General features: G+C 67.6%; 19 protein-coding genes and 3 pseudogenes. 10 read left to right on the forward strand and 12 right to left on the reverse strand.

The features are described 5' to 3' along the window. Positions 1-49: 49 nt before the first annotated feature. The 6 genes from AB4Z09_RS04965 to AB4Z09_RS04990 form a co-directional block, all read right to left on the reverse strand. Positions 50-982 (reverse strand): hotdog fold thioesterase, encoded by a 933-nt coding sequence (locus AB4Z09_RS04965; RefSeq protein WP_442239289.1) that lies wholly within the window; start codon positions 980-982, stop codon positions 50-52. Between the two features lie 39 nt (positions 983-1,021). Further along, a complete protein-coding gene (locus AB4Z09_RS04970; RefSeq protein ID WP_174913537.1) occupies positions 1,022-1,255 on the reverse strand; it encodes a hypothetical protein in 234 nt (77 codons plus the stop codon). 45 nt (positions 1,256-1,300) lie between these two features. Beyond that, positions 1,301-2,065, reverse strand: a complete 765-nt coding sequence (locus tag AB4Z09_RS04975; protein ID WP_442239290.1) for a pirin family protein — start codon at positions 2,063-2,065, stop codon at positions 1,301-1,303. Between the two features lie 211 nt (positions 2,066-2,276). After that, entirely contained in the window at positions 2,277-3,242 is a 966-nt protein-coding gene (locus tag AB4Z09_RS04980) for a pirin family protein (protein WP_174913532.1), read from the reverse strand. A 126-nt stretch (positions 3,243-3,368) separates the two neighbouring features. Next, complete coding sequence (locus tag AB4Z09_RS04985) at positions 3,369-5,825, reverse strand: LuxR C-terminal-related transcriptional regulator (RefSeq protein ID WP_254622660.1); 2,457 nt, start codon at positions 5,823-5,825, stop codon at positions 3,369-3,371. A 17-nt stretch (positions 5,826-5,842) separates the two neighbouring features. After that, positions 5,843-6,400, reverse strand: coding sequence for a hypothetical protein (locus AB4Z09_RS04990; protein ID WP_254622659.1), 558 nt, complete (start codon positions 6,398-6,400; stop codon positions 5,843-5,845). Between the two features lie 5 nt (positions 6,401-6,405). Between AB4Z09_RS04990 and AB4Z09_RS04995 the strand changes: the two genes are divergently transcribed. After that, the gene (locus AB4Z09_RS04995) at positions 6,406-6,666 is read left to right on the forward strand and encodes a hypothetical protein (protein WP_174907159.1); all 261 of its coding nucleotides are present in this window, start codon (positions 6,406-6,408) and stop codon (positions 6,664-6,666) included. Here the strand turns inward: AB4Z09_RS04995 and AB4Z09_RS05000 are convergent. Continuing rightward, complete coding sequence (locus tag AB4Z09_RS05000) at positions 6,621-7,502, reverse strand: alpha/beta fold hydrolase (RefSeq protein WP_174913527.1); 882 nt, start codon at positions 7,500-7,502, stop codon at positions 6,621-6,623. The two genes, AB4Z09_RS04995 and AB4Z09_RS05000, sit on opposite strands and share 46 nt — an antisense overlap. A 225-nt stretch (positions 7,503-7,727) precedes the next feature. On the opposite strand from AB4Z09_RS05000, the gene AB4Z09_RS05005 reads away from it, so the two are divergent. After that, a complete protein-coding gene (locus AB4Z09_RS05005; RefSeq protein ID WP_114722068.1) occupies positions 7,728-8,018 on the forward strand; it encodes a hypothetical protein in 291 nt (96 codons plus the stop codon). 31 nt (positions 8,019-8,049) lie between these two features. On the opposite strand, the gene AB4Z09_RS05010 is transcribed toward AB4Z09_RS05005, so the two are convergent. Then, the gene (locus AB4Z09_RS05010) at positions 8,050-8,295 is read right to left on the reverse strand and encodes a hypothetical protein (protein ID WP_114722067.1); all 246 of its coding nucleotides are present in this window, start codon (positions 8,293-8,295) and stop codon (positions 8,050-8,052) included. A 157-nt stretch (positions 8,296-8,452) separates the two neighbouring features. Here AB4Z09_RS05010 and AB4Z09_RS05015 point away from each other — a divergent pair, with 157 nt between their 5' ends. Further along, on the forward strand, positions 8,453-8,857 hold the full coding sequence (locus AB4Z09_RS05015; protein ID WP_114722066.1) for a VOC family protein: 405 nt from the start codon (positions 8,453-8,455) through the stop codon (positions 8,855-8,857). A 3-nt stretch (positions 8,858-8,860) separates the two neighbouring features. Here AB4Z09_RS05015 and AB4Z09_RS05020 read toward each other — a convergent pair whose 3' ends face one another. Next, the gene (locus tag AB4Z09_RS05020) at positions 8,861-9,850 is read right to left on the reverse strand and encodes a sigma-70 family RNA polymerase sigma factor (RefSeq protein WP_114722065.1); all 990 of its coding nucleotides are present in this window, start codon (positions 9,848-9,850) and stop codon (positions 8,861-8,863) included. Positions 9,851-10,006: 156 nt separating this feature from the next. Between AB4Z09_RS05020 and shbA the strand changes: the two genes are divergently transcribed. After that, positions 10,007-10,624, forward strand: coding sequence for an RNA polymerase sigma factor ShbA (gene shbA, locus AB4Z09_RS05025; RefSeq protein WP_114722064.1), 618 nt, complete (start codon positions 10,007-10,009; stop codon positions 10,622-10,624). Positions 10,625-10,629: 5 nt separating this feature from the next. On the opposite strand, the gene AB4Z09_RS05030 is transcribed toward shbA, so the two are convergent. Continuing rightward, entirely contained in the window at positions 10,630-11,250 is a 621-nt protein-coding gene (locus AB4Z09_RS05030; protein WP_114722158.1) for an FHA domain-containing protein, read from the reverse strand. Between the two features lie 92 nt (positions 11,251-11,342). Between AB4Z09_RS05030 and AB4Z09_RS05035 the strand changes: the two genes are divergently transcribed. The 4 genes from AB4Z09_RS05035 (at position 11,343) to AB4Z09_RS05050 (ending at position 14,921) form a co-directional block, all read left to right on the forward strand. Continuing rightward, positions 11,343-12,185, forward strand: a complete 843-nt coding sequence (locus tag AB4Z09_RS05035) for an alpha/beta hydrolase (RefSeq protein WP_174913525.1) — start codon at positions 11,343-11,345, stop codon at positions 12,183-12,185. 9 nt (positions 12,186-12,194) lie between these two features. Continuing rightward, the gene (locus tag AB4Z09_RS05040) at positions 12,195-13,172 is read left to right on the forward strand and encodes an alpha/beta fold hydrolase (protein ID WP_174913522.1); all 978 of its coding nucleotides are present in this window, start codon (positions 12,195-12,197) and stop codon (positions 13,170-13,172) included. A 114-nt stretch (positions 13,173-13,286) separates the two neighbouring features. Continuing rightward, positions 13,287-13,634 carry a YciI family protein gene (locus tag AB4Z09_RS05045; RefSeq protein WP_114722061.1) on the forward strand — a complete coding sequence of 116 codons (348 nt, stop codon included), beginning with the start codon at positions 13,287-13,289 and terminating at the stop codon, positions 13,632-13,634. Between the two features lie 6 nt (positions 13,635-13,640). After that, positions 13,641-14,921, forward strand: a complete 1,281-nt coding sequence (locus tag AB4Z09_RS05050) for an RNA polymerase sigma factor (RefSeq protein WP_174913519.1) — start codon at positions 13,641-13,643, stop codon at positions 14,919-14,921. Between the two features lie 16 nt (positions 14,922-14,937). Here the strand turns inward: AB4Z09_RS05050 and AB4Z09_RS05055 are convergent. Together AB4Z09_RS05055 and AB4Z09_RS05060 are read right to left on the reverse strand one after the other, a co-directional pair. Continuing rightward, positions 14,938-15,518: pseudogene (locus tag AB4Z09_RS05055) on the reverse strand (HNH endonuclease); the annotation flags it as partial. A 1,382-nt stretch (positions 15,519-16,900) separates the two neighbouring features. Further along, positions 16,901-17,821, reverse strand: a pseudogene (locus AB4Z09_RS05060) (IS3 family transposase); the annotation flags it as partial. A 69-nt stretch (positions 17,822-17,890) separates the two neighbouring features. Here AB4Z09_RS05060 and AB4Z09_RS05065 point away from each other — a divergent pair. Both AB4Z09_RS05065 and AB4Z09_RS05070 read left to right on the forward strand, forming a co-directional pair. Further along, a pseudogene (locus AB4Z09_RS05065) lies at positions 17,891-18,229 on the forward strand (transposase); the annotation flags it as partial. A gap of 593 nt (positions 18,230-18,822) precedes the next feature. After that, positions 18,823-19,271 (forward strand): hypothetical protein (locus tag AB4Z09_RS05070; RefSeq protein WP_442239291.1); only part of this gene is annotated, 449 nt, incomplete at its 3' end.

Below are 19,271 nucleotides of genomic sequence, written 5' to 3' on the forward strand. Positions count from 1 at the left end.
CGGACGACTGCCGTGAGGCTGGATACCAGCTGGGAGTCGGCTGTGAGCGTTACAGCAGCTGCGCGCTCGCGGCGGCCCGGATCAGGACGTGGCCCGAGTCGTCGACCAGCCGGGACTCGATGAGCGCCAGCCGTCGCCCGGCGCGGACTACCTCCGCCTCGGCCCGGATGTCGGGGCCGTCGGTGGCGGGGGAGCGGACGAAGTCGATGCGCAGGTCCAGGATCCGGTACTGCTGGTCGATCGCGGTGAGAGTCTGGGCGACAAGGCCGTTGACCAGGTCGGCCGCGGTGATCAGGATGCCGCCCTGGATCGAACCCAGGTAGTTGCTCATCCAGTCCCGCGGCGCGAACGTCGCGGTGAGGCTGCCCCGCTCGACATCGGTGAGGCGGACGTCGAGCAGCCCGGCGAGGGGGCCGCGCGCGATCCGCTCCGATGCGATGCCGTCGACGATGTCCAGGCCGGCACGTCCGGCCAGTTCGTCCGGTGCCGCGCACGGCTCGGATGCGGGCACGGGGAGGCGTTCGCCGCTCAGCACCGCGTCGGCGTTCGCGCGGGGGCGCGTGACGAAGACGCCGCGCGACTGCAGGACGGCGACGGTGTTGCCGTCGCCGTCGCGCATGGCGCCGGCCGCGAGTCCGATGCCGGCGTCGACGTCGAGGTTGACGACGTCACCGGTCGAGACGACCATTCCGTGGGCCGGCATCGGCGTGGCCAGCGTCGCGGAGATCTGCGAGAGCACCATGCCGGCGTCGGAGGGCATCGAGTTGCCCAGCGCGCCGCCGGGGCAGGCGTCGGCGAGCACACCGACCGAGCCGAGAATCGTCTGCCCGCGGTGGTCGTGAAAGYGGGCGCCGACTTCCTGGGCAAGCACGAGATGCCCGGGCCGGATCTCCCGCGCCCCGACTCCCATGAACAGGTTGAGCCGGTCGACCCGCTCGGGGGCGGGCTTGCGGGTGTGGAGGTCGTCGGCTGTCGCGGTCATCGGTCCTGTGTACCACCAACGCTCGACGGCGCCGAACCGCTATCCCACCTGCGCGCTCGCGCGAGCCGACACGAGCAGGCTGCCGTCGGGCGTCGTGAGCCGGGTTTCGATCAGGGCCAGACGCCGTCCCGCCCGGACCACCTCGGACGTGACGGTGAGGGTGGCCGCCGGGCCGTAGTGCGTCTCCTGCCCCGCCGAGTCCCAGACCTCGCCGGTGGTGATGCCGGTCCCGGTCTCGAGATCGAGGTGGGTGGTGCGGGCCACCGGTGTCATGCCCTCCTCGTAACCAGGCCGGAGGCATGTGGGACCGTCGGAATCTCAGCCGCCGAGACGGGCGTGCATCTCCCACACCAGGATCTCCGCGCCGATCTCGGAGGAGATCGTCTGCCCGCCGGACGAGCTGAGCCGGACGGCGTCACCCTCGTAGAGAGTCCCGACGCCCTCCATCTCCGCGGTGCCCTGCGCCACGAACACGTGCACGAAGGGCGCCTCCGGGATCCGTACCGACTTGCCCGGCTGGAGGCGGGCGGCGTGCAGCGACGCGTACTTGTTCTTGATGCGGATCGCCGCGTGGTCCCGATGCCGCGGCATGCCCGACGCCACCGGTACCAGCCCGCCGGACAGCAGTTCGTCGTCGATCTCGAGCTGTTCGTACCCGGGGGTGATCCCGGGCTCGTCGGGCGCGACCCACATCTGGACGAAGTGCACCGGCTCGGTGTGCTCGTCACCCTGCAGCCGCCACGAGTCGTTCTTCTCCGAGTGCAGGATTCCCGTGCCCGCGCTCATCCGCTGGGCGAGGCCGGGATAGATGACGCCGGAGTGGCCGATGGAGTCCTGATGCACCAGCGATCCCCGCAGCACCCAGGTGACGATCTCCATGTCCTTGTGGGGGTGGGTGTCGAAGCCCTGCCCAGGCTGGACGATGTCGTCGTTGTTCACCAGCAGCAGTCCGTGATGGGTGTTGTCCGGGTCGTAGTGATGGCCGAACGAGAACGAGTGCTTCGAGTCCAACCACTGGATCCGGGTCTTCAGGCGGTCGCCCGAGCGGTGGACGTCGATGTGGGGCGTGGTGAGAGCTGGCATGCGGTCCTCCTCGGTGACAGTCGCGTTCGGGGCTTTCGCGCTGTCGCGTCACCAGCGTACGAAGTGGAACCCGTCGGCGCCGAATCAGTGGTGTCGAATCGGTCTCGGAGTGTTCACGGACGAGTGACGGGCGAACCGATCATGACGGCGAGGAAATCGCCGTCATTCGTGATCGGTTGCCCGCCAGTAGTTTTGGTGTCGGTCTGTCGACTCAGTCGAGTGATTCGTGCGCGGCGGGGATCGAGCCGAGTCGACCGGCCTGGAAATCCTCGAACGCCTGCATGACCTCTGCCTTGGTGTTCATGACGAACGGACCGGCCATCGCGATGGGTTCGCGGATCGGCTGGCCACCGAGAACGAACACCTCCAACGCCTCGGTGCGCGAGTCCTGGGTGTCGGCCGCCGCGATCGTGATCGAGTCCCCGCGGCCGAAGACCGCGGTCTGGCCGGACGACATCGGTCGGCGATCGGCGCCGACGTATCCGTCGCCCGCGAGCACGTAGACGATCGCGTTGAAGTCGCGGTTCCACGGCAGGGTGACGCTCGCGCCCGGTGCGACGGTCGTGTGCGACAGCGCGATCGGGGTGTACGTCGAACCCGGGCCCTGGTGCCCGGCGATCTCGCCCGCGATGACCCGGATCAGTGCGCCGCCGTCGTGACTCGAGAGGAGCGCGACCTTGCTGCCGGTGATGTCCTGGTAGCGGGGCGCGGCCATCTTGTTGCTCTTGGGGAGGTTGACCCACAGCTGCACGCCGTGGAACAGGCCGCCGCTCATCACGAGGTGTTCGGGCGGGGTCTCGATGTGGAGGATGCCGCCGCCGGCGGTCATCCACTGGGTGTCGCCGCCGCCGATGGTGCCGCCACCGCCGTTGGAGTCCTGGTGCTCCATGATCCCGTCGATCATGTAGGTGACGGTCTCGAAGCCGCGGTGCGGGTGCCACGGGGTGCCCTTGGGCTCGCCCGGTGCGTAGTCGACCTCGCCCATCTGGTCCATGTGGATGAACGGGTCGAGGTGGGCCAGGTCGATCCCGGCGAATGCGCGGCGGACGGGGAAGCCCTCGCCCTCGTATCCGACCGGAGCGGTGGCGATGCCCAGAACGGGACGGTCGACCGCAGTCGGGTCGGCCGCCTCGATGCGGGGCAGCGCGAGGATGTTGTCGACGGTCACGGCAGGCATGGAGCCCTCCTCGGATCTATTAGTTGAGGATTCAACTAGTTCACCGTAGCTCAACACCGCACGAACGGATCTATTCCCCACCCGGTCGGGGCGTAGCGAAGATCGGCCCCGAGACCAGCCCCTGGGTCAGCCTGCCGTGCCGGGTGGGGGACCGATGAGCCCGAGCCGGGCCGCTGTGAGGAGCGCGTCGGCCCGCGAATGGACGCCCAGTTTGCGGTAGACGCTCCGCAGCTGCGTCTTGACGGTGTTCTGAGAGACGAACAGCGTGGTGGCGATTTCGGCGACCGACGACGTGGACGCCAGGACGTTCAGCACCGCGGACTCGCGGTCGCTCAGATCCACCAACCGGATTCGGTCCGGGAAGACCCCCGACTCCGGAGGCGGAACCGCAGCCAGCCATTTCTCCGGCAGCGCCACGCCCAGCGTCGACATCTGCGCGATGCGACCGACCGGCAGGGACGCGAACGGTCGGACCAACCCGGTCTGGTCGAACAGTGCGACGGCCCGCTGCAGCATCGCCTGGGCCTGGGGCTCGTGCGACAACTCGAGATGTGCAGCGGCTTGGACCAGGGCCGACTCCATCCGGATCCGCGGATGGGCACAGTCCGTGACCGTCGGCCGCACGCAGTCGGCCAGTGCCGCTGCCGGGTGTCCGCTCGAGAGGTTCATGCGTGCACGGGCCATCGACGTCCACGGTCCTCGGCCGGGTGTCTTCTCGACGGTCCGCCACGCCTCGTTGCCTCGCCCCAGCGCCGAGTAGAGGTCGGCCTCGGTCGCCGTGAGCAGCGCCGCCGCGATCGATCCCGGAGTGAACCACCGCTCGTAGACCGCGCTCGCCCGGTGCATCCGGTCGAGTCCCGCTCCGGCCTGCCCGCTCACGAGTTCCAGCTGGCAGTGCGCGTACAGCGCGAATGCCCACAGCTCCTCGTCGTCCGGCAGGTCGCCCAGTTCGGCGAGGATCTTGGCGGCGACGTCGAGCTCCATCCGGTCCAGGGCGACCAGCGCGCCTGCTACGAGCCCGCCGACCCGAACCATCGCGGTGACCCAGGCCGCGGCGTCCTCGTGTCGGCGTTCCCGCTCGAGCCAGGTCTCGGCGTGGCCCAACTCGCCGATCAGGGCGTAGTTGAGTGCGAGGCTTCCGGCGGCGTTGCGGGCGACGAAGTCGGTTCCGGCCGGACGGTTGCTGTTGTAGGCACGGCGGAGTTCGGCCGAGGATCGGGAAAGGTCGCCGTGCAACTGCTGCGTGATACCCCACTGCAGCCGCAGCAGGGGAAGGAACGCGGACACCGTGTCGGGCTGCAACTCGAGCGCGCGATCACCGAGTTCCGACATGCGCACGGTCAGCTCGGACGCCTGCGTGAAATTGCCGGCGATCCGCAGGATGAACGACTGCACGCTGCTCACCGCGAGCACGTCCGCGATCGCCGGGCCGCGCGCCGCCGTATCGACATCGACGGTCGGCGGCGCGAGATCGGGCAGCTGCGCCGAGTCGGCGCCGAACCGCAGGAACAGCTCCCGGCCCGCTCGGATCGTGAGGTCGTCGGCGGCCGCGTGTTCGGGCAGCGCCGCCAGGCTTTCGCGGACCAGGCGGAAGTGCCGCGAGATCAGCACCACCCAGTTGGCCTTGAGAATCGACACCGCCTGGTCCCAGTCCAGCCCCTCGACGGCGTAGACGAGTGCCTGAGCGACATCGTCCTGCTGGAGGAACCATCGAGCCAGGTCGCTCGATGCGCGCAGCGGACCTTCCGGGGCCTCGTTGCGGACATCGCGCATCAGGGACTCCCGGATCGGCGGTGGGTACTGCCACTCGGTGTCCTTCGGCCACGGCAGGCGGACCAGCACGCCGGCTGCTTCGAGTTCCCGAAGCATGTCGGGGGCGGTGTGGTCCGCGGTCAGCATCGCGGCGATCTCGGCGGTGAGGGTTTTCGCCGCCGACGTCGTGAGCATGAAGTCCCGCAGTTCCGAGAGCTCCTCGTCGCGCAGGATCTCCCGATCGACAAATCGGTCGATCGATCGTTCGAGGGCGCTCAGGGCGAGTTCTCGGCTCTGCTCGAAGTCGATGCCGAACGGGCGGACGACGGCCACGGCGGCCTGCACGAGGGGCGGGAAGCCCCCGGTGAGGTCCTGCACCATCGCCAGAAGGTGCGGTGCCGCTTCGGTGCCGTGCGCACACAGCACCGCACGTGATTCGTCGAGCGTGAACAGCAGATCGGTGGGTGAGATCGCGACATGGTCGACGTCGAGCATCGCGTCGCTGAAGACGCACGAATCCCGCGTCGTCGCGACGACGTGCAACCGCGGATCCAGGTCGAGGAGTCCGAGAATGCGGAGTTCGGCCGCCGGATCATGCAGACGATCGATGTCGTCGAGGACGAGTACGACGGGGTCGGAGGCCGCCGCGGGAGTGGATTCGAGTGCCGCGTCGACGCGGGCCGTGACGGTGTTCCAGTAGTCGTCCGGTGCGGTGTGTGGTGCGGGGGTGTCCATCATCAGGATCGGCCCCGACGGGCGCTGCGCGGATGCGATCCAGGTCGTCGCGAAGGCGGTCTTCCCTGCGCCGCGGGGCCCACGAACAACGGTCAAGGCGGGTAGTTCCGATATCAGCGCGAACAGCCGAGGGCGATCGAGCAGGAATCTTCGTGCACGGTCGCGCTGTCGGCCCGGACTCGGTTGTTCGTATTGCGGTCCCACTCACACACCCCCAGTCGTCCACCGACATTCGTCGATGGTCGGAATCGTGCCCCCACGAAACCCTGAACGTGCACGTGACCACAATTCGAGGCCACGTGCACGTCAAGTAAATACTTCCACAACCCTCCGGGTGCAGGCGGGGAATCGCCGACGCGGTTCAGGAGGTGTGAGGGGCCTGTTCGGGGGGGCTCGATCGCGGTCAGCGACACGCCCTTGGTCTCGCGGGTGAAGAAGGCTGCGAGCGCGACGCACAGGGCGAGCGTGAGGACGTACCACGTGAATAGGTCGGGGGTGCCACGGGACGTCAGCCACGAATTGAGATACGGCGCGGTGCCGCCGAAGATCGCGGCCGCGAGCGAGACCGCGATGCCGATCCCCGCGGCGCGCGACTTGGTGGCGAACAGTTCCGCGAACCATGCGACCTGTGTGCCGGCGGCGAAGGCCTGGACGCAAGAACATCTCGGCACCGCAGGTGGGGCAGGAAGTCGAGACCCATCCCGCCGTCTCCAAGGAGTTCCACCCCGAGCATCTCGTGGTCGTGGACGAGCTTCCGCGGTCGTCCGGCGGGAAGCTCGCGAAGGGCGTCGAGCAGTGTGCGTGCGCCGACGAACCCGGTGAGTACTACCGGTCCGAATTGCTCAGGGACTGTGCCGAATCCGACGCACTCGAGGCGACGTCGCGGGGCCGTCACACGACCGCCGACAGTGGTGTCGTGGACGGTGCGGCCGCGTAGTGGTCGCTGGCCCGGGCGACGAGCCGGACCACCGCGTGCGCGACGTCGGCGGCCTGGTCCAGGATCACCGAATGCCCCGCGTCGTGCAGTCGCACCAGTTCGGCGGACGGTAGATCGGCCGCGATCGCCACCGAATGTTCGAACGGTGTCAGCAGATCGGCCGTGCCGCCGAGCACGAGCGACGGGATGGTGCGCAGCGCCGCGAGGGAACCGGACTCGTCCAGTCCGACGAACGACCGGAGGAATCCGTACATCGTCACGACCGATGTCTGGTTGTCGAGGGTGTGCGTCAGGACGCGCTGCATCAGCCGGGGCATCCGTTCGACACCGAACTGGAACAGTGACATCACCGGGTGCCGCAGGAACCGGCCGAGCCCGGAGCGGGTGATGCCGCTCGCGGCGGTCGACAGCAGGCCGACGCCCACGACGCGCGAGCCGACCGCGGCCGGGTTCTGACGGGTGTAGGCCAGCGCGGCCATGCCGCCCATCGAGTGACCCACCAGCACGACGGGCCCGGTCGGAACGGTCGCGCGGATCACCGCGTCGAGGTCGCGTCCCAGTTGGTCGATCGTGTACGTGTGGGCGGGCGCGCTGCCCGACGCGCCGTGGCCGCGGTGATCGTAGAAGACCATCCGGACCGACGGACCCCACTCGCGGACCAGGTGCGAGCGCAGTCGCGCCCACGAATGCGAGTGCAGGCAGTGCCCGTGCACGAACACCGCGGTCACCGGTGCGTCGGACGGCCCGTACTCACGTACCGCGAGCGCCACCCCGTCCTCGGACTGCACGATGTGCCGACGACCGTGGTCGGCGTCGGTGCTGCGCTTCGTGGTCATGACGCCCTCCCGGGTCGAGGTGGTGTGTATCTACCAATCTCGTGGGTGGGGCGCGGTGCGGACAGTGGCCCGGGGGATGGCGCGGACTCACCGAGGTGGCGGAGGCGGACACCTCGGGTGGGTTGTCGAACTGTCGGTAATCGTGCGAAGAGTTCCGGTGCAGGGGGACAATCACCACGAGTGCAGTACGAGAGCGCAAACGGAACATCGGACCGGGAGGCTTTTGTGAACTACTTCGAAGACGACCCGCGGAACTCCTCCGGCCGGGTGCACGAACATCCGGGCGAAGCGATCGAGGACACCCGCAACTGGCCCGGTTACGCGCTGGTCGGGATCGGGATCGTGACGCTCGGTATGGCGTTGGTCGCGGCAGGCTACGGGTTCCAGGGCTGGGCGTGGATCGCCGGGACGATCTGCGCGGTGAGCCTGGTGGTCGGGCCGGTACTGGTCCTGCGTGAGCACCGCCGGATCAAGAGACTCGACGATCTCGGACTGCCGGACGGCCTGGGGTACTGACTTGGGGGTACCGACTGCCGTGTCGCGGCCGTCAGGTCGGTTGTTTCTGCGCCCAGTCCGTCGCGATCTCCGGGTAGCCCGCGGCGATCTGGTCCACCCGCTCGGGGGTCGCGGATTCCAGCTCGGCGCGGTGGCGTTGTGCCTCGGCGAGCGATCCGGTGAAGCCGTTCGCGGTGGGCACCGGCGACGGCTCGTCCTCGGTCGGTGCGTTCAGCTCGAGCGTGTGGATGATGCCGTCGAGTCGGTTTGCTACGAAGTGGCGCTTGTCCTCACTCATGAATCCATGACACCACCGCGACGCCGGTGTGCATACCCCTTTCCCCGGTCCGTCCGGTGCGTGCGATGAGTTTTTCGCGCGGCACAGGTCTGTCCTGGTGTGAGCATCTCGCAGGCTCACCCCACCCGAACATCCCCCTCGAGTCAGGAGACCCCCGATGTCCCGATTGATCTTCGTGAACCTGCCGGTCGAGAACGTCGCTGCCACCCGGAAGTTCTTCGGGGACCTCGGCTTCGAGTTCAACGAGCAGTTCTGCGACGAGAGCACCGCGTGCATGGCCGTCAATGACTCGGCGTGGATCATGCTGCTGCAGGAGAGCCGCTTCCGCGACTTCATCGCCGACGACATCTGCGACACCACGAAGAGCCGCGAGGTGCTCACGTGCATCTCCGCCGACAGCCGCGAGGGTGTGGACTCGCTGGTCGACGCCGCCATCGCGGCCGGCGGAACGAAGTGGATGGACCCGCAGGATCACGGGTTCATGTACGGGCGGTCCTTCCGCGACCTCGACAACCACGTCTGGGAGGTCATGTGGATGGATCCGGCCGCGACCGGGCAGTAGCCGTCAGGGGTGGGCGGGCAGGCCGAATCTGTCGAACAGTTCGGTGTCGAAGAAGCACGTGACGTGCGCGACCCCGTGCTCGGTGACGTCCAGGACATGCAGTTGGAACGGTCGGTGGATGCCGTCCTCGTCCCGCATGTACAGGCCGAGCGCGGGTTGCCCGTTCGCCGACGTCGGGAGCAGCCGCATGTCGCCGGCGCCCTGAGCGGGGCACTTCTCCTTGATGAGGCGCGCGATGTCGGCACCACCGACGTACCACCCGACGAATGGCGGCATCTCCCACACGGCGTCGCGGGTGAACATCTCCACCAGCCCGTCGATGTCGTACCGTTCGAATCCGTCGACGTACCGGCGCAGCAGTTCGCGGGTCTCGTCCGACTCGGGTTCGACCAGGGTGTCCGGGGTGGGCGTCGCCTCGGACAGTTGTGCTCGGGCCCGCTGCAACAGACTGTTCACCGCCGCCGTGGACGTGTCCAGGGCGGCGGCCACTTCGGCAGCCTTCCACTGCAGCACGTCCCGCAGCACCAGCACCGCGCGCTGACGGGCCGACAGGTGCTGCAGCGCCGCGACGAACGCCAGCCGCACCGATTCGCGTTCCGCCACGACGGTCGCGGGATCGTCCGCACCCCGGCCCGAATCGCCCCACACCATCGAATCCGGAATCGGCTCGAGCCACGGCACCTCGCCGCGCTCGATCAGGTCGTCGGACGGGTCGGAACTGGGCGCGCCCAGGCCGGTCGGCAGCGGGCGGCGGGCCCGGCCCTCGAGCGCCGTCAGGCACGTGTTGGTCGCGATCCGGTGCAGCCACGTGCGGATCGACGACCGCCCGTCGAAGTTGCCATACCCACGCCACGCTCGCACGAGCGTCTCTTGCAGCAGGTCCTCGGCGTCGTGGATCGACCCCATCATCCGGTAGCAGTGCGCCAGTAGTTCGCGCCGGTAAGGATCTGCGGCAGCGAGGAATTGGTCGTCGACGCTCTGCTCAACGGTCATGTCCCGAACCCTAGTGGCGCCCCCCGACAAGCGGAACAGCTCGACGTCGGCGGGGTGTGCGACTCCCACCCGAGGGTGTCTGTCGGGACGGCCGCGACGCGCCGAGGATCGAATGTATGGAGCGGTCGACCGTGCCGCCCGGCGAGGGAGAACGACATGTACGGGATCGTCTGCAACACGAAGCGGATCGGTGAGATCACCGCCGCTCGGGCCCGCGAGGTCCTGGAGGACTGGGTGCCCAGCGCCGTCGAAGGCGACGACGAAGCGCGTTCGGAAGTACTCGCCGTGGTCTACCCCCTGGTGCGCCGCTACTGCTACGCCAGGTTGGGGCGTGGGGCGCTGCGCGAGGTCGCCGAGGACGTCGCCCACGAGGTCTGCGTCGCCGTGTTGACGGCGCTGCCGCGGTACCGGGAGCAGGGCGCGTCGTTCCTGACCTACGTGTACGCGATCGCCGGGCACAAGGTGGTGGACGCACGCCGCGCCGCCGGACGAACCTGCGACCCGCTCGACGAGGCCACCGACCCCGTCTGCCCGGACGCCGGCCCCGCGGAGCGGGCAATCGCCTCCGAACGCGGTGCGCATGCCCGCGCGCTCGTCGACTCGCTGCCGGAGCGGTACCGCGAGGTCGTGGTGATGCGGGTGATGTGGGGGATGTCGGCGGCGGAGACTGCGGCGGCCCTCGGCACGACGGCGGGGGCGGTCCGGATCGCGCAGCACCGCGCACTCGGCCGACTCCGGGCGCAGTCACCCCGGGTCGTGGAACCGGCGGCCTGAGCCCCTCACAGATCGTGCTCGGTGATCACGCCGCTGTGCAGCGCCTTCTCGACCAGCCGGAGTCGCTTCTGGTTCTGCGGCAGCTTCTCGACGCCGAACTTGGCGAACAGGGCCCGCAGGTGTGTCTTGACCGCATCCACGCTGAGGAACACCTCGTCGGCGATCTGCTGATTGGACGCCGGGTTCGCGAACGCCGCGTTGTGCTTGTACGGCCGGCACAGGGCGACCAGGATGGTCCGTTGCGTCTGCGTCAGAGAACGGACGGTCGGAATGTCCACGGCGATGCGCGTCGGGTCCCCACCCTGCCCGGACAGATCGCGGAAGACGAACGCCGAGTTGCCGATCCGGATGCTGTCGCCGTTGCGTAGCCGTCGTCGGCCCGAGATGCGTTCACCGTTGACGAAGGTGCCGTTGCGGGACAGGCCGTCGTCGGCGATCGTCCAGTCGGTGCCGATCCATTCGATCGTCGCGTGCAGCCGCGACACCTCCGGATCCGACACCAGCGCCACGTCCGCTTCGGACGAGCGGCCCACCGTCACGCGCGGGGTATCCACGGACAGCGTCAACTCGCGCGGACACCCCGTCTGGTCGGTGTACCGCAGGCAGGGCGCATCGATTGCACTCATCGCCACTCCTCGGGGACATTTTCATCGTGCCCGGCCGAACCGGCGACTGACAAGCGCCCCATGTCGGCGTCGACCGACCTACACTCGCATTCGTGCAGCACACAGAGTCGGAATTCACCGGGGTGCACGGCACCCGCATCGTGTACGACGTCTGGCGGCCGGACGGCCCGCCGACCGGCATCCTCCTGCTCGCGCACGGTCTGGGCGAGCACGCTCGCCGGTACGACCACGTGGTCGCGCGGCTCACCGGGCTGGGTCTGGTGGTGTACGCGCCCGACCATCGCGGTCACGGCCGGTCGGGTGGCAAGCCGATCGAGCTGCGCGAGTGGTCGGAATTCACCGACGATCTCCACCAGTTGTCCGCGATCGCGATCACCGAGAATCCGGGCCTCGACCGATTCCTGCTGGGCCACAGCATGGGTGGCGCCATTTCGCTGTCGTATGCGCTCGACCATCAGGACGAGCTGGCGGGTCTGATCCTGTCGGCGCCGGCGGTCGACGTCGCCACGGGTAAGCCCAAGGTCGTGATCGAGATCGGGAAGCTCCTCGGACGCTTCGCCCCCGGTGTACCCGTCGAGACCCTCGATGCGAAGGCGGTCTCGCGCGACCCTGCCGTGGTCGCGGCGTACGAGTCCGACCCGCTGGTTTATCACGGAAAGGTCAAGGCGGGCATCGCGCGCGGGATGATCATCGCCGCCGAGAGTTTCCCGGCCCGGTTGCCGTCTCTGACCCTGCCGATGCTCGTCATGCACGGCACCGAGGATCATCTCGCCGACATTTCCGGCAGTCGGATGATCGCCTCTCGCACCGGATCGAAGGACTTGACGTTCAAGGCGTACGACGGTCTGTACCACGAGGTGTTCAACGAGCCCGAACAGGAGAAGGTGCTCGACGACGTCGTCGATTGGCTCCGCCCGCGCCTGCAGGTGACGTAATATCCCGAAATGACGGATCCTGTCAGCGCACACAGCCACCGGAGCGTTCGCGTCGGCGACATCGACATGCATATCGCCGAGCAGGGGGAGGGCCCACCCGTCGTGCTGTGTCACGGCTTCCCGGGTCTCTGGTACAGCTGGCGGCATCAGTTGCCCGCGCTCGCCGCGGCGGGCTACCGGGTGATCGCCCCCGACATGCGCGGCTACGGCCGCACCGACGCGCCGTCGGATCCGCGTTCGTACGATCGCCGGCACACCGTCGATGACATGGTCGGGCTCCTCGACGCCCTCGGGATCGAGGACGCGGTCTTCGCGGGCCACGACTTCGGTGCGCAGCTGGTGTGGGACCTGCCCACGTGGGCGCCCGGCCGCGTGCGGGCGCTCATGCAGCTCAGCGTGCCGCGCATGCCGCGCCAGCCGATCCAGCCGACGATCGGGTTCCGGTACCTCGCCTCCCAGCACTTCGTGCACCTGCACTACTTCCAAGAGCGCGGCCCGGCCGACCGCGAGCTCGGCGACAACCCGAAGGCGTTCCTCGCCAAGATCTTCCACGCGCTCAGCGGTGCCAATCGCTATCTCGACTGCTGGGACTTCCCGTCCGAGGGCAACGGGTACCTCGACGTGCTGCCCGAGCCGCCCGTACTGCCGTGGTCGTGGCTCGGTGAAGACGAGTTCGACTACTACGTACGGGAGTTCACGCGGACCGGTTTCACCGGCGGACTGAACTGGTATCGCGCCGACGACTACGTGTGGGAGCAGAACGAGGAGCTGCACGATCGTCCGATCACCGTCCCCGTCACGTTCGTGGCAGGCGCGAAGGACCCGGTGCTCGAGATGATGGGCAAGGATCCGTTCGAGACGATGAGCCGGATGGTCCCCGGCCTCGTGTCCACCCACGTGATCCCGGACGTCGGACATTTCGTGCAGATGGAGGCGCCGGAACGCGTCAACGCAGCGATGCTCGAATTCCTGGCGGGGCTCGACTGACCGACCGGAGGAGAAAGTTCGGAGAATCTCGGAGGACCTGTCGATTCGGCCGCGGTCCGTTCGTCGTCACGGTGTACGGCATTCAACCCGCCTCGAAACGAAGGAGCCACAACCATGAAGTACCTGCTGCTGATCAACGCCGAATCCGCCGACGCCGGTGCCGCCGGCTGCACCCCCGAGGACTGGATGGTCTACGACAAGGAGGTCAAGGACGCCGGCATCTTCGTCTCGGGGGAGTCGTTGGCCGATCTCACCACCGCGACGAGCGTGCAGGTGGGGCGGGGCGGCGACCGCACGATCACCACCGACGGCCCGTTCGCGGAAACACGGGAGGTCCTGGGCGGCTTCTACGTGATCGACGTGCCGGACCTCGACGTCGCGCTCGACTGGGCGGCACGCTGCCCGGGCTCGCGCGGCGGCGGCCGGATCGTGGTGCGTCCGATCGCCGACTTCGGGAACTGACCGTCGATGGACGGGCAGGCAGGTGGCCGCGGGGCCGACCAGGAGGCCTCCGGCGCGGATGCGTCCGTCGAGGCGGTCTTCCGGGAGGAACGCGGCCGCCTGCTCGCCGCGCTGGTGAGCCGATTCGGTGATCTCGACCTGGCGGAGGAGGTAACTTCCGACGCGATCGAGTCGGCGCTGCGGCACTGGCCGGTGGACGGGGTGCCGTCCAAGCCCGGTGCCTGGCTGTTGACGACGGCGCGGCGCAAGGCCGTCGACCGGTTGCGGCGCGACCAGGCGCTCGCCGCCCGTGTCGCGGTCCTCCAGGTCGAGGCGGATCGCGCAGCTTCCACGCCACCGCCGGACGTCGGCAGCGAACTTCCCGACGACCGGCTGCAACTGTTCTTCACGTGCGCGCACCCGGCGCTGCCGGCCGAGGATCGGACGGCCCTGACCCTGCGGTGCCTCGCCGGGCTCACCACCGGTGAGGTTGCGCGGGCGTTCCTCGTCCCCACCGCCACCATGGCGCAGCGGATCGTTCGGGCCAAGAAGAAGATTCGGCAGGCACGGATCCCGTTCCGGGTTCCCGGCGCCGACGAGCTGCCGCAGCGCCTTCCGGGTGTCCTACAGGTCCTGTACTCGATCTTCACCGAGGGCTACGCCGCCAGCGCCGGGGAGAACCTGCAGCGTGTCGACGTCGCAGACGAGGCGATCCGCCTGACGCGGATCCTGCACCGGCTGATGCCGGACCAGCGTGAGGTGTCCGGTCTCCTCGCGCTGATGCTGCTGACCCACGCCCGTCGCGACGCCCGCACGGGGCCCGGCGGTGCGCAGGTGCTGCTCGAAGATCAGGACCGTGACCGGTGGGATCGCGTGATGATCGAGGAAGGCAGCGCCCTGGTGTTGGTGTCTCTCACCGGGGGACGGCCCGGACCGTACGGCGTGCAGGCCGCGATCGCCGCGCTGCACGACGAGGCCGCTGATGTCGCGAGCACCGACTGGCCGCAGATCGTGGGGCTCTACGACGTGTTGCTCGCGCTCATTCCGTCTCCGGTCGTCGCGCTCAACCGGGCAGTGGCGGTCGCGATGCGGGACGGGCCGGAGGCGGGTCTCGCGCTGCTCGACGATCTGGCCGACGAACCGCTTCTGCGCGACCACCATCCGTACGCCGCGGCGCGCGCGGAACTGCTGGCCCAGGTCGGACGACGCGAGGAGGCCGCCGAGGCGTACCGCCGCGCCCTCGAACTGGCCGGGACCGAACCCGAGCGCGAGCACCTGCGGCGTCGGCTCGCGGACACAGAGGACTAGAACGTCTCTCCCGCTCCTACGCGGCGAGTGGCCCCGCCCGATTGTGCGCTGGTATCGGCTTCTTGTACGGGTCAACCGAACTCGGTGGGGTGAACCACGGGTGGCGGTCGGTGCCGATCTCGACTTGCCAGTGCGAGTGGTGGAGCAGTCGGTGTGGTAGCGGCACAGGAGTACGAGGTTGTCGAGGTCGGTGGGTCCGCCGTCGGCCCAGTGTTTGACGTGGTGGCCTTCGCAGTGGGCGGGTGGTGCGCCGCAGCCGGGGAAGGCGCAGCCGTTGTCGCGGGCGACGAGGGCTCGGCGTTGTTTCTTCGAGACGGTGCGGGTGGTGCGGCCGAGGTCGAGTGGTACCCCGTCCTTCATGACGATCGGGGTGAGGTCGCAGTCGCAGGCGATGCGGCGGGCGGTTGCGATGGTGAGCGGCCCCATCCACGGCATCCAGGCGACGTCCTTGTCTCCCAACGTGTCCGCGTGATCGGCGAACGTGGTGCTGCCTGTGTCGGCGTGGTCGTCAGTGTTCGGCTCGGTGCGGGCGAGGTCGCGGGCGTTCACGTGTAGTGACAGGTGCGGGCGTTCGCCGCCTTCGGCGGGGGCGACCCCGATCGAAACAGGGGTAGCCCACGACCGATCACACGACAGCAGGCCAGCACTGATTCGAGTGCTGGCCCGCTTGTCATCCTTCGATCTCAGGGGCACCAACCACCCAGCCAGCACGGTGCGTTCTCCAAGACCCAGTTTCGAATCGGATCAGGCACAAAGCCGTAGGGCATGAGCCACCAGATCGGCCGGAAGTCCATTGTCGACCGTCTCCTTCTTGGGGCAGTGTCCGCCGAGGTCGCACGGGTTCACGGCCGCGATCCTGCTCTACCCAGGGAAGCAACTGCGCCGGAAATCGACCAGGCACGGATACGTCGCGGCCAGCCATCGCAGGGTCTCATCTGGAAACGGGAGGAACCAGAAGGTGTCGCCCATCGTCGTTCAACTCCGATCTTTCAGTGCGGTTGGGATGCCGAGCAGCCAGAGCGCGCTGGAACGACTGGCCCGCTGTCGTTCTGGTGTCATTCGACCGGCACGCCGAGTAACGAAAGAACGTAGGCGAGCGGTGCGAGGTTTCCCCAAAAGGCCCAAGCCGTTGCTCCCATCTCGATCACCTCCAATCAGGGGCAGTGTCCGCCGATGGCCCGCTGTTGTTCCGTGTCAGTTGATCTTCACGCCGAGTAGGTAGAGCACGTAGACGACCTGGCCAGCAACTGGCCCCCAAAAGGCCCAATCTCCTGCCGACATTCAACTCACCTCCAATCAGGGACAGTGTCCGCCGAGGTCACACAGGATCACGGCCCAGATCGTGCGCCGCCACTCCCACGGCAATGGGAGTCCCCACATCCAGAACCCAGGGATGTGCCTCCGGGTGTCCGTCGGTCCCGACCCTGTCATGCCAGGCTAGACCCCGGCCGAACGGAAGGTCCAAATAATTGGCCGAGCCGCCCGAATATTCGTCGCCGAATCCGGCCGTTGGGAACGGTTCGGAACCACCCAGTTAGCCCCTGTTTCGACAGGATCTTGACGAGGTTTTGAGCAAAACCGCAGATCAACCCCCTAACCGCGCAGGTCAACGCGATTTTCTGAAGCAGAGAGGGAAAGGGAGGGCGCGGGTCGCCTTGCCAATCGGCCGAATTACCGAGGAATACCGCCCCCGCCCCCCATGGGGATATGGGTGTGGAATGCCTTTTCTCCCCGTGCGGGTCCACCAATTGTTTGGCATACAGAATTGTGAATGAAATTGCATAAACAATTGCGTTGGGGCTTGTGGGTGTGTTCGGATCCCTGCCGCGAGCACACCTAATCGTGGGTGTCGTCGAGGGGGACTGCCCCCACTTCGGTTGACTCGTTGACCTGCCCCAAGGTTCGTTACCCCCGGCAGTGTGAAGATCAGGCGGGGATGGACGGGTTCTCGAAGCATAGTTCGTACTCGATCGGCGACACATAATCGAGCTGCGAGTGCCGCCGTTGATGGTGCCGAACGAGGGCATCAGACCGGCGGAGCGGATCTTGTTCGTGAAAGCCCACGAGGTGAATTGGACCCCGTGGTCGGCGTGCACGATCCCGCCGGGCGGCGGTGTGCGGTTCTTGATGGCCATGTCGAGCGCACCCCGACCAGGGTGGAGTCCTGGCAGTTGTCGATCGACCAGCCGACGATCTTGCGGGAGAAGGTGTCCATCACCGCGCAGCAGTGCACCTTGCCCTCGCGCGTGGGATGCTCAGTGATGTCGGTGACCCACAACTCATTTGGCGACAGTCGGTGGAACTTCCGATGCACGAGATCGTCAGCTGTCGCGACGCCCTTCAAGCGCTTGACCTTGGCCGGACCGGGTAGGCCGGCGATGCCGGCGAGCCTCATCAGCTCGGCGACCAGGTTTTCGCTGACCACGATGCCCATGCCACGGGTCAGTTCGGCGTGCACGCGCCGGGATCCGTAGGTCTGGCGCGAGGCGTCGTGTACCTCCTTGATCAAGCCGGTGAGCCACTGGCGGCGCATCCGCGTCGGTGACATCGGGCGGGTCTTGTACATGTAGTAACCGGGGCTGCTGACCCCGAGCAGACGGCAACAGACCTTGACCGGGTGTCCGGCGTCGACGAGCGAATCGATCACCGGGTGAACCCTTTTGGGGTGGGGCGACCTCGGCCTCGAGTTGCCGGATGCGCTTGTTGGCCTTCGCCAGCGCCGCGCTCTCGTGGGTTGCGATCCCGGGGCGCTCGCCGCGGTCGATCTGGTCTTGGCGGACCCAGTTGTGCAACGCGCCGGCGCTGATGCCGAGCTCCGTGGCAGCGGTGGTGATCGGTTTGCCGGCGCGGACGAGTGCGACGGCCCGGAAGCGGAACTCCGGCGGATACGGTCGGGGCATGGATCGCAGCCTCTCAGCAGGGCTCGATCTTCACACCGAAATGGGTAAGAARCCCTGGGGCAGGTCAACGAGTTCGCCGGAAAATGGGGTCCGCGATATCCCGCGATCGTCAAGCTGTGGCGCAGCGCGTGGAGTGAGTTCGTGCCTTTCCTCGACTACGACCCCGAGATCAGGCGAGTCATATGTAGTACCAACGCGATCGAGAGCATCAACGCGAGATACCGGCGGGCGATCCGGGCTCGAGGGCACTTCCCCAACGAGCAAGCCGCGATCAAGTGCCTGTATCTGGCGACCCGGGCCCTGGACCCGACGGGGAAGGGAAGAGCACGATGGGCAGCGAGGTGGAAGCCGGCCCTGAACGCCTTCGCGATCACGTTCGAAGGCCGCATCACCCCGAGTGAGAACTAAACCGATGCGCCAGAACCGGATCCACCGGAAATCTGACACTCCCCGCCGAACGGCCCTACGCGTCCGGATCAATCCGGCGTTGTCGGGTGTGGCGGTCGTGTTGGAGCAGTGCCCATCCGGTCCGGAAGTGATCGACGCGGGATACGCGTCGGACGTGGGGTGCCTCCGAGGTCGGATGAGAGCCGATCCGTCCCGGTCGTCGTTGAGGACGTGTTCGTCGATCGTGCCGCGCACTGAAGCGAGTGCACGGATTTCGGGCTTGGGGGCCTTTTGATGCCCTGACCAGGTAACATGACACGCCCCACCAAGTATCTTCACGGGGCGGTCGTGATTGGTCTACTTCCAGATTTGTACTACTCGAATCCGATGGACTCGGGCTGGCCAGGGTTGTACGAGTGGAATCTCTTCGTTGGTTGGTGGAACCCGCTCTGAGGGGTGATCGCGCGGGCGGGACAACTGCTGCTTGAGACTGGAGGTGCTCGACGATGGACAACTGGTTCCTGTTCTGGCCAGTCCCTCCTGAGTGGCAACAGTGGCTTACACAGCACGCCCCATGCTGGTTGGGCGGGTACTGCCCCTGAGCAGGAGGTGAATTGAATGAACTTCGGAATGGATTTCGCTTTTTATGGCCCATTGATGACGCTCGTCTTCCTGCTCTACAACCTCGGTCTGATCTGGCATGGGAACGACAGCGACTGTTCTTGGAGGTTGCCATGATCGACTTCGTTCGCCGATCGGTTGTGTGTGCTGCGATTGTGGCGGGTTCGGTCCTGGTGCCGGCGGCTGTCGCTTCCGCTGCGGTCACTGTTCCGTTCCAGATCAACCCGGCGCCGTTCGGGAACCCGAACGGCAGCTTCGACGCTCCCCGGGTCCGCTGTGAGGCCGTGGTCGGGGAGCAGCCTGGGACGGTGACGATCACCGGCCCGACGGAAGGCGGTCGCGAGGTGACTGGCGAGCCTGGAGCTGGTCACTGCCAAATCCTGGGCGACGTGCACTGGCTGAACCTGTCGAGCGGAGCTGCCGGCTCCGCCCGGATGTCGGT

The organism is Rhodococcus sp. TAF43 (genome assembly GCF_052113525.1).
Classification (GTDB): domain Bacteria; phylum Actinomycetota; class Actinomycetes; order Mycobacteriales; family Mycobacteriaceae; genus Prescottella.

Bases quoted from the DNA above. Each gene is read 5' to 3' on its own strand.
- AB4Z09_RS04970 (WP_174913537.1), bottom strand. From the start codon at position 1,255: ATGACACCGGTGGCCCGCACCACCCACCTCGATCTCGAGACCGGGACC.
- AB4Z09_RS04975 (WP_442239290.1), bottom strand. From the start codon at position 2,065: ATGCCAGCTCTCACCACGCCCCACATCGACGTCCACCGCTCGGGCGAC.
- AB4Z09_RS04980 (WP_174913532.1), bottom strand. From the start codon at position 3,242: ATGCCTGCCGTGACCGTCGACAACATCCTCGCGCTGCCCCGCATCGAG.
- AB4Z09_RS05000 (WP_174913527.1), bottom strand. From the start codon at position 7,502: ATGACCACGAAGCGCAGCACCGACGCCGACCACGGTCGTCGGCACATC.
- AB4Z09_RS05010 (WP_114722067.1), bottom strand. From the start codon at position 8,295: ATGAGTGAGGACAAGCGCCACTTCGTAGCAAACCGACTCGACGGCATC.
- AB4Z09_RS05015 (WP_114722066.1), top strand. From the start codon at position 8,453: ATGTCCCGATTGATCTTCGTGAACCTGCCGGTCGAGAACGTCGCTGCC.
- AB4Z09_RS05020 (WP_114722065.1), bottom strand. From the start codon at position 9,850: ATGACCGTTGAGCAGAGCGTCGACGACCAATTCCTCGCTGCCGCAGAT.
- shbA (WP_114722064.1), top strand. From the start codon at position 10,007: ATGTACGGGATCGTCTGCAACACGAAGCGGATCGGTGAGATCACCGCC.
- AB4Z09_RS05030 (WP_114722158.1), bottom strand. From the start codon at position 11,250: ATGAGTGCAATCGATGCGCCCTGCCTGCGGTACACCGACCAGACGGGG.
- AB4Z09_RS05040 (WP_174913522.1), top strand. From the start codon at position 12,195: ATGACGGATCCTGTCAGCGCACACAGCCACCGGAGCGTTCGCGTCGGC.
- AB4Z09_RS05045 (WP_114722061.1), top strand. From the start codon at position 13,287: ATGAAGTACCTGCTGCTGATCAACGCCGAATCCGCCGACGCCGGTGCC.
- AB4Z09_RS05050 (WP_174913519.1), top strand. From the start codon at position 13,641: ATGGACGGGCAGGCAGGTGGCCGCGGGGCCGACCAGGAGGCCTCCGGC.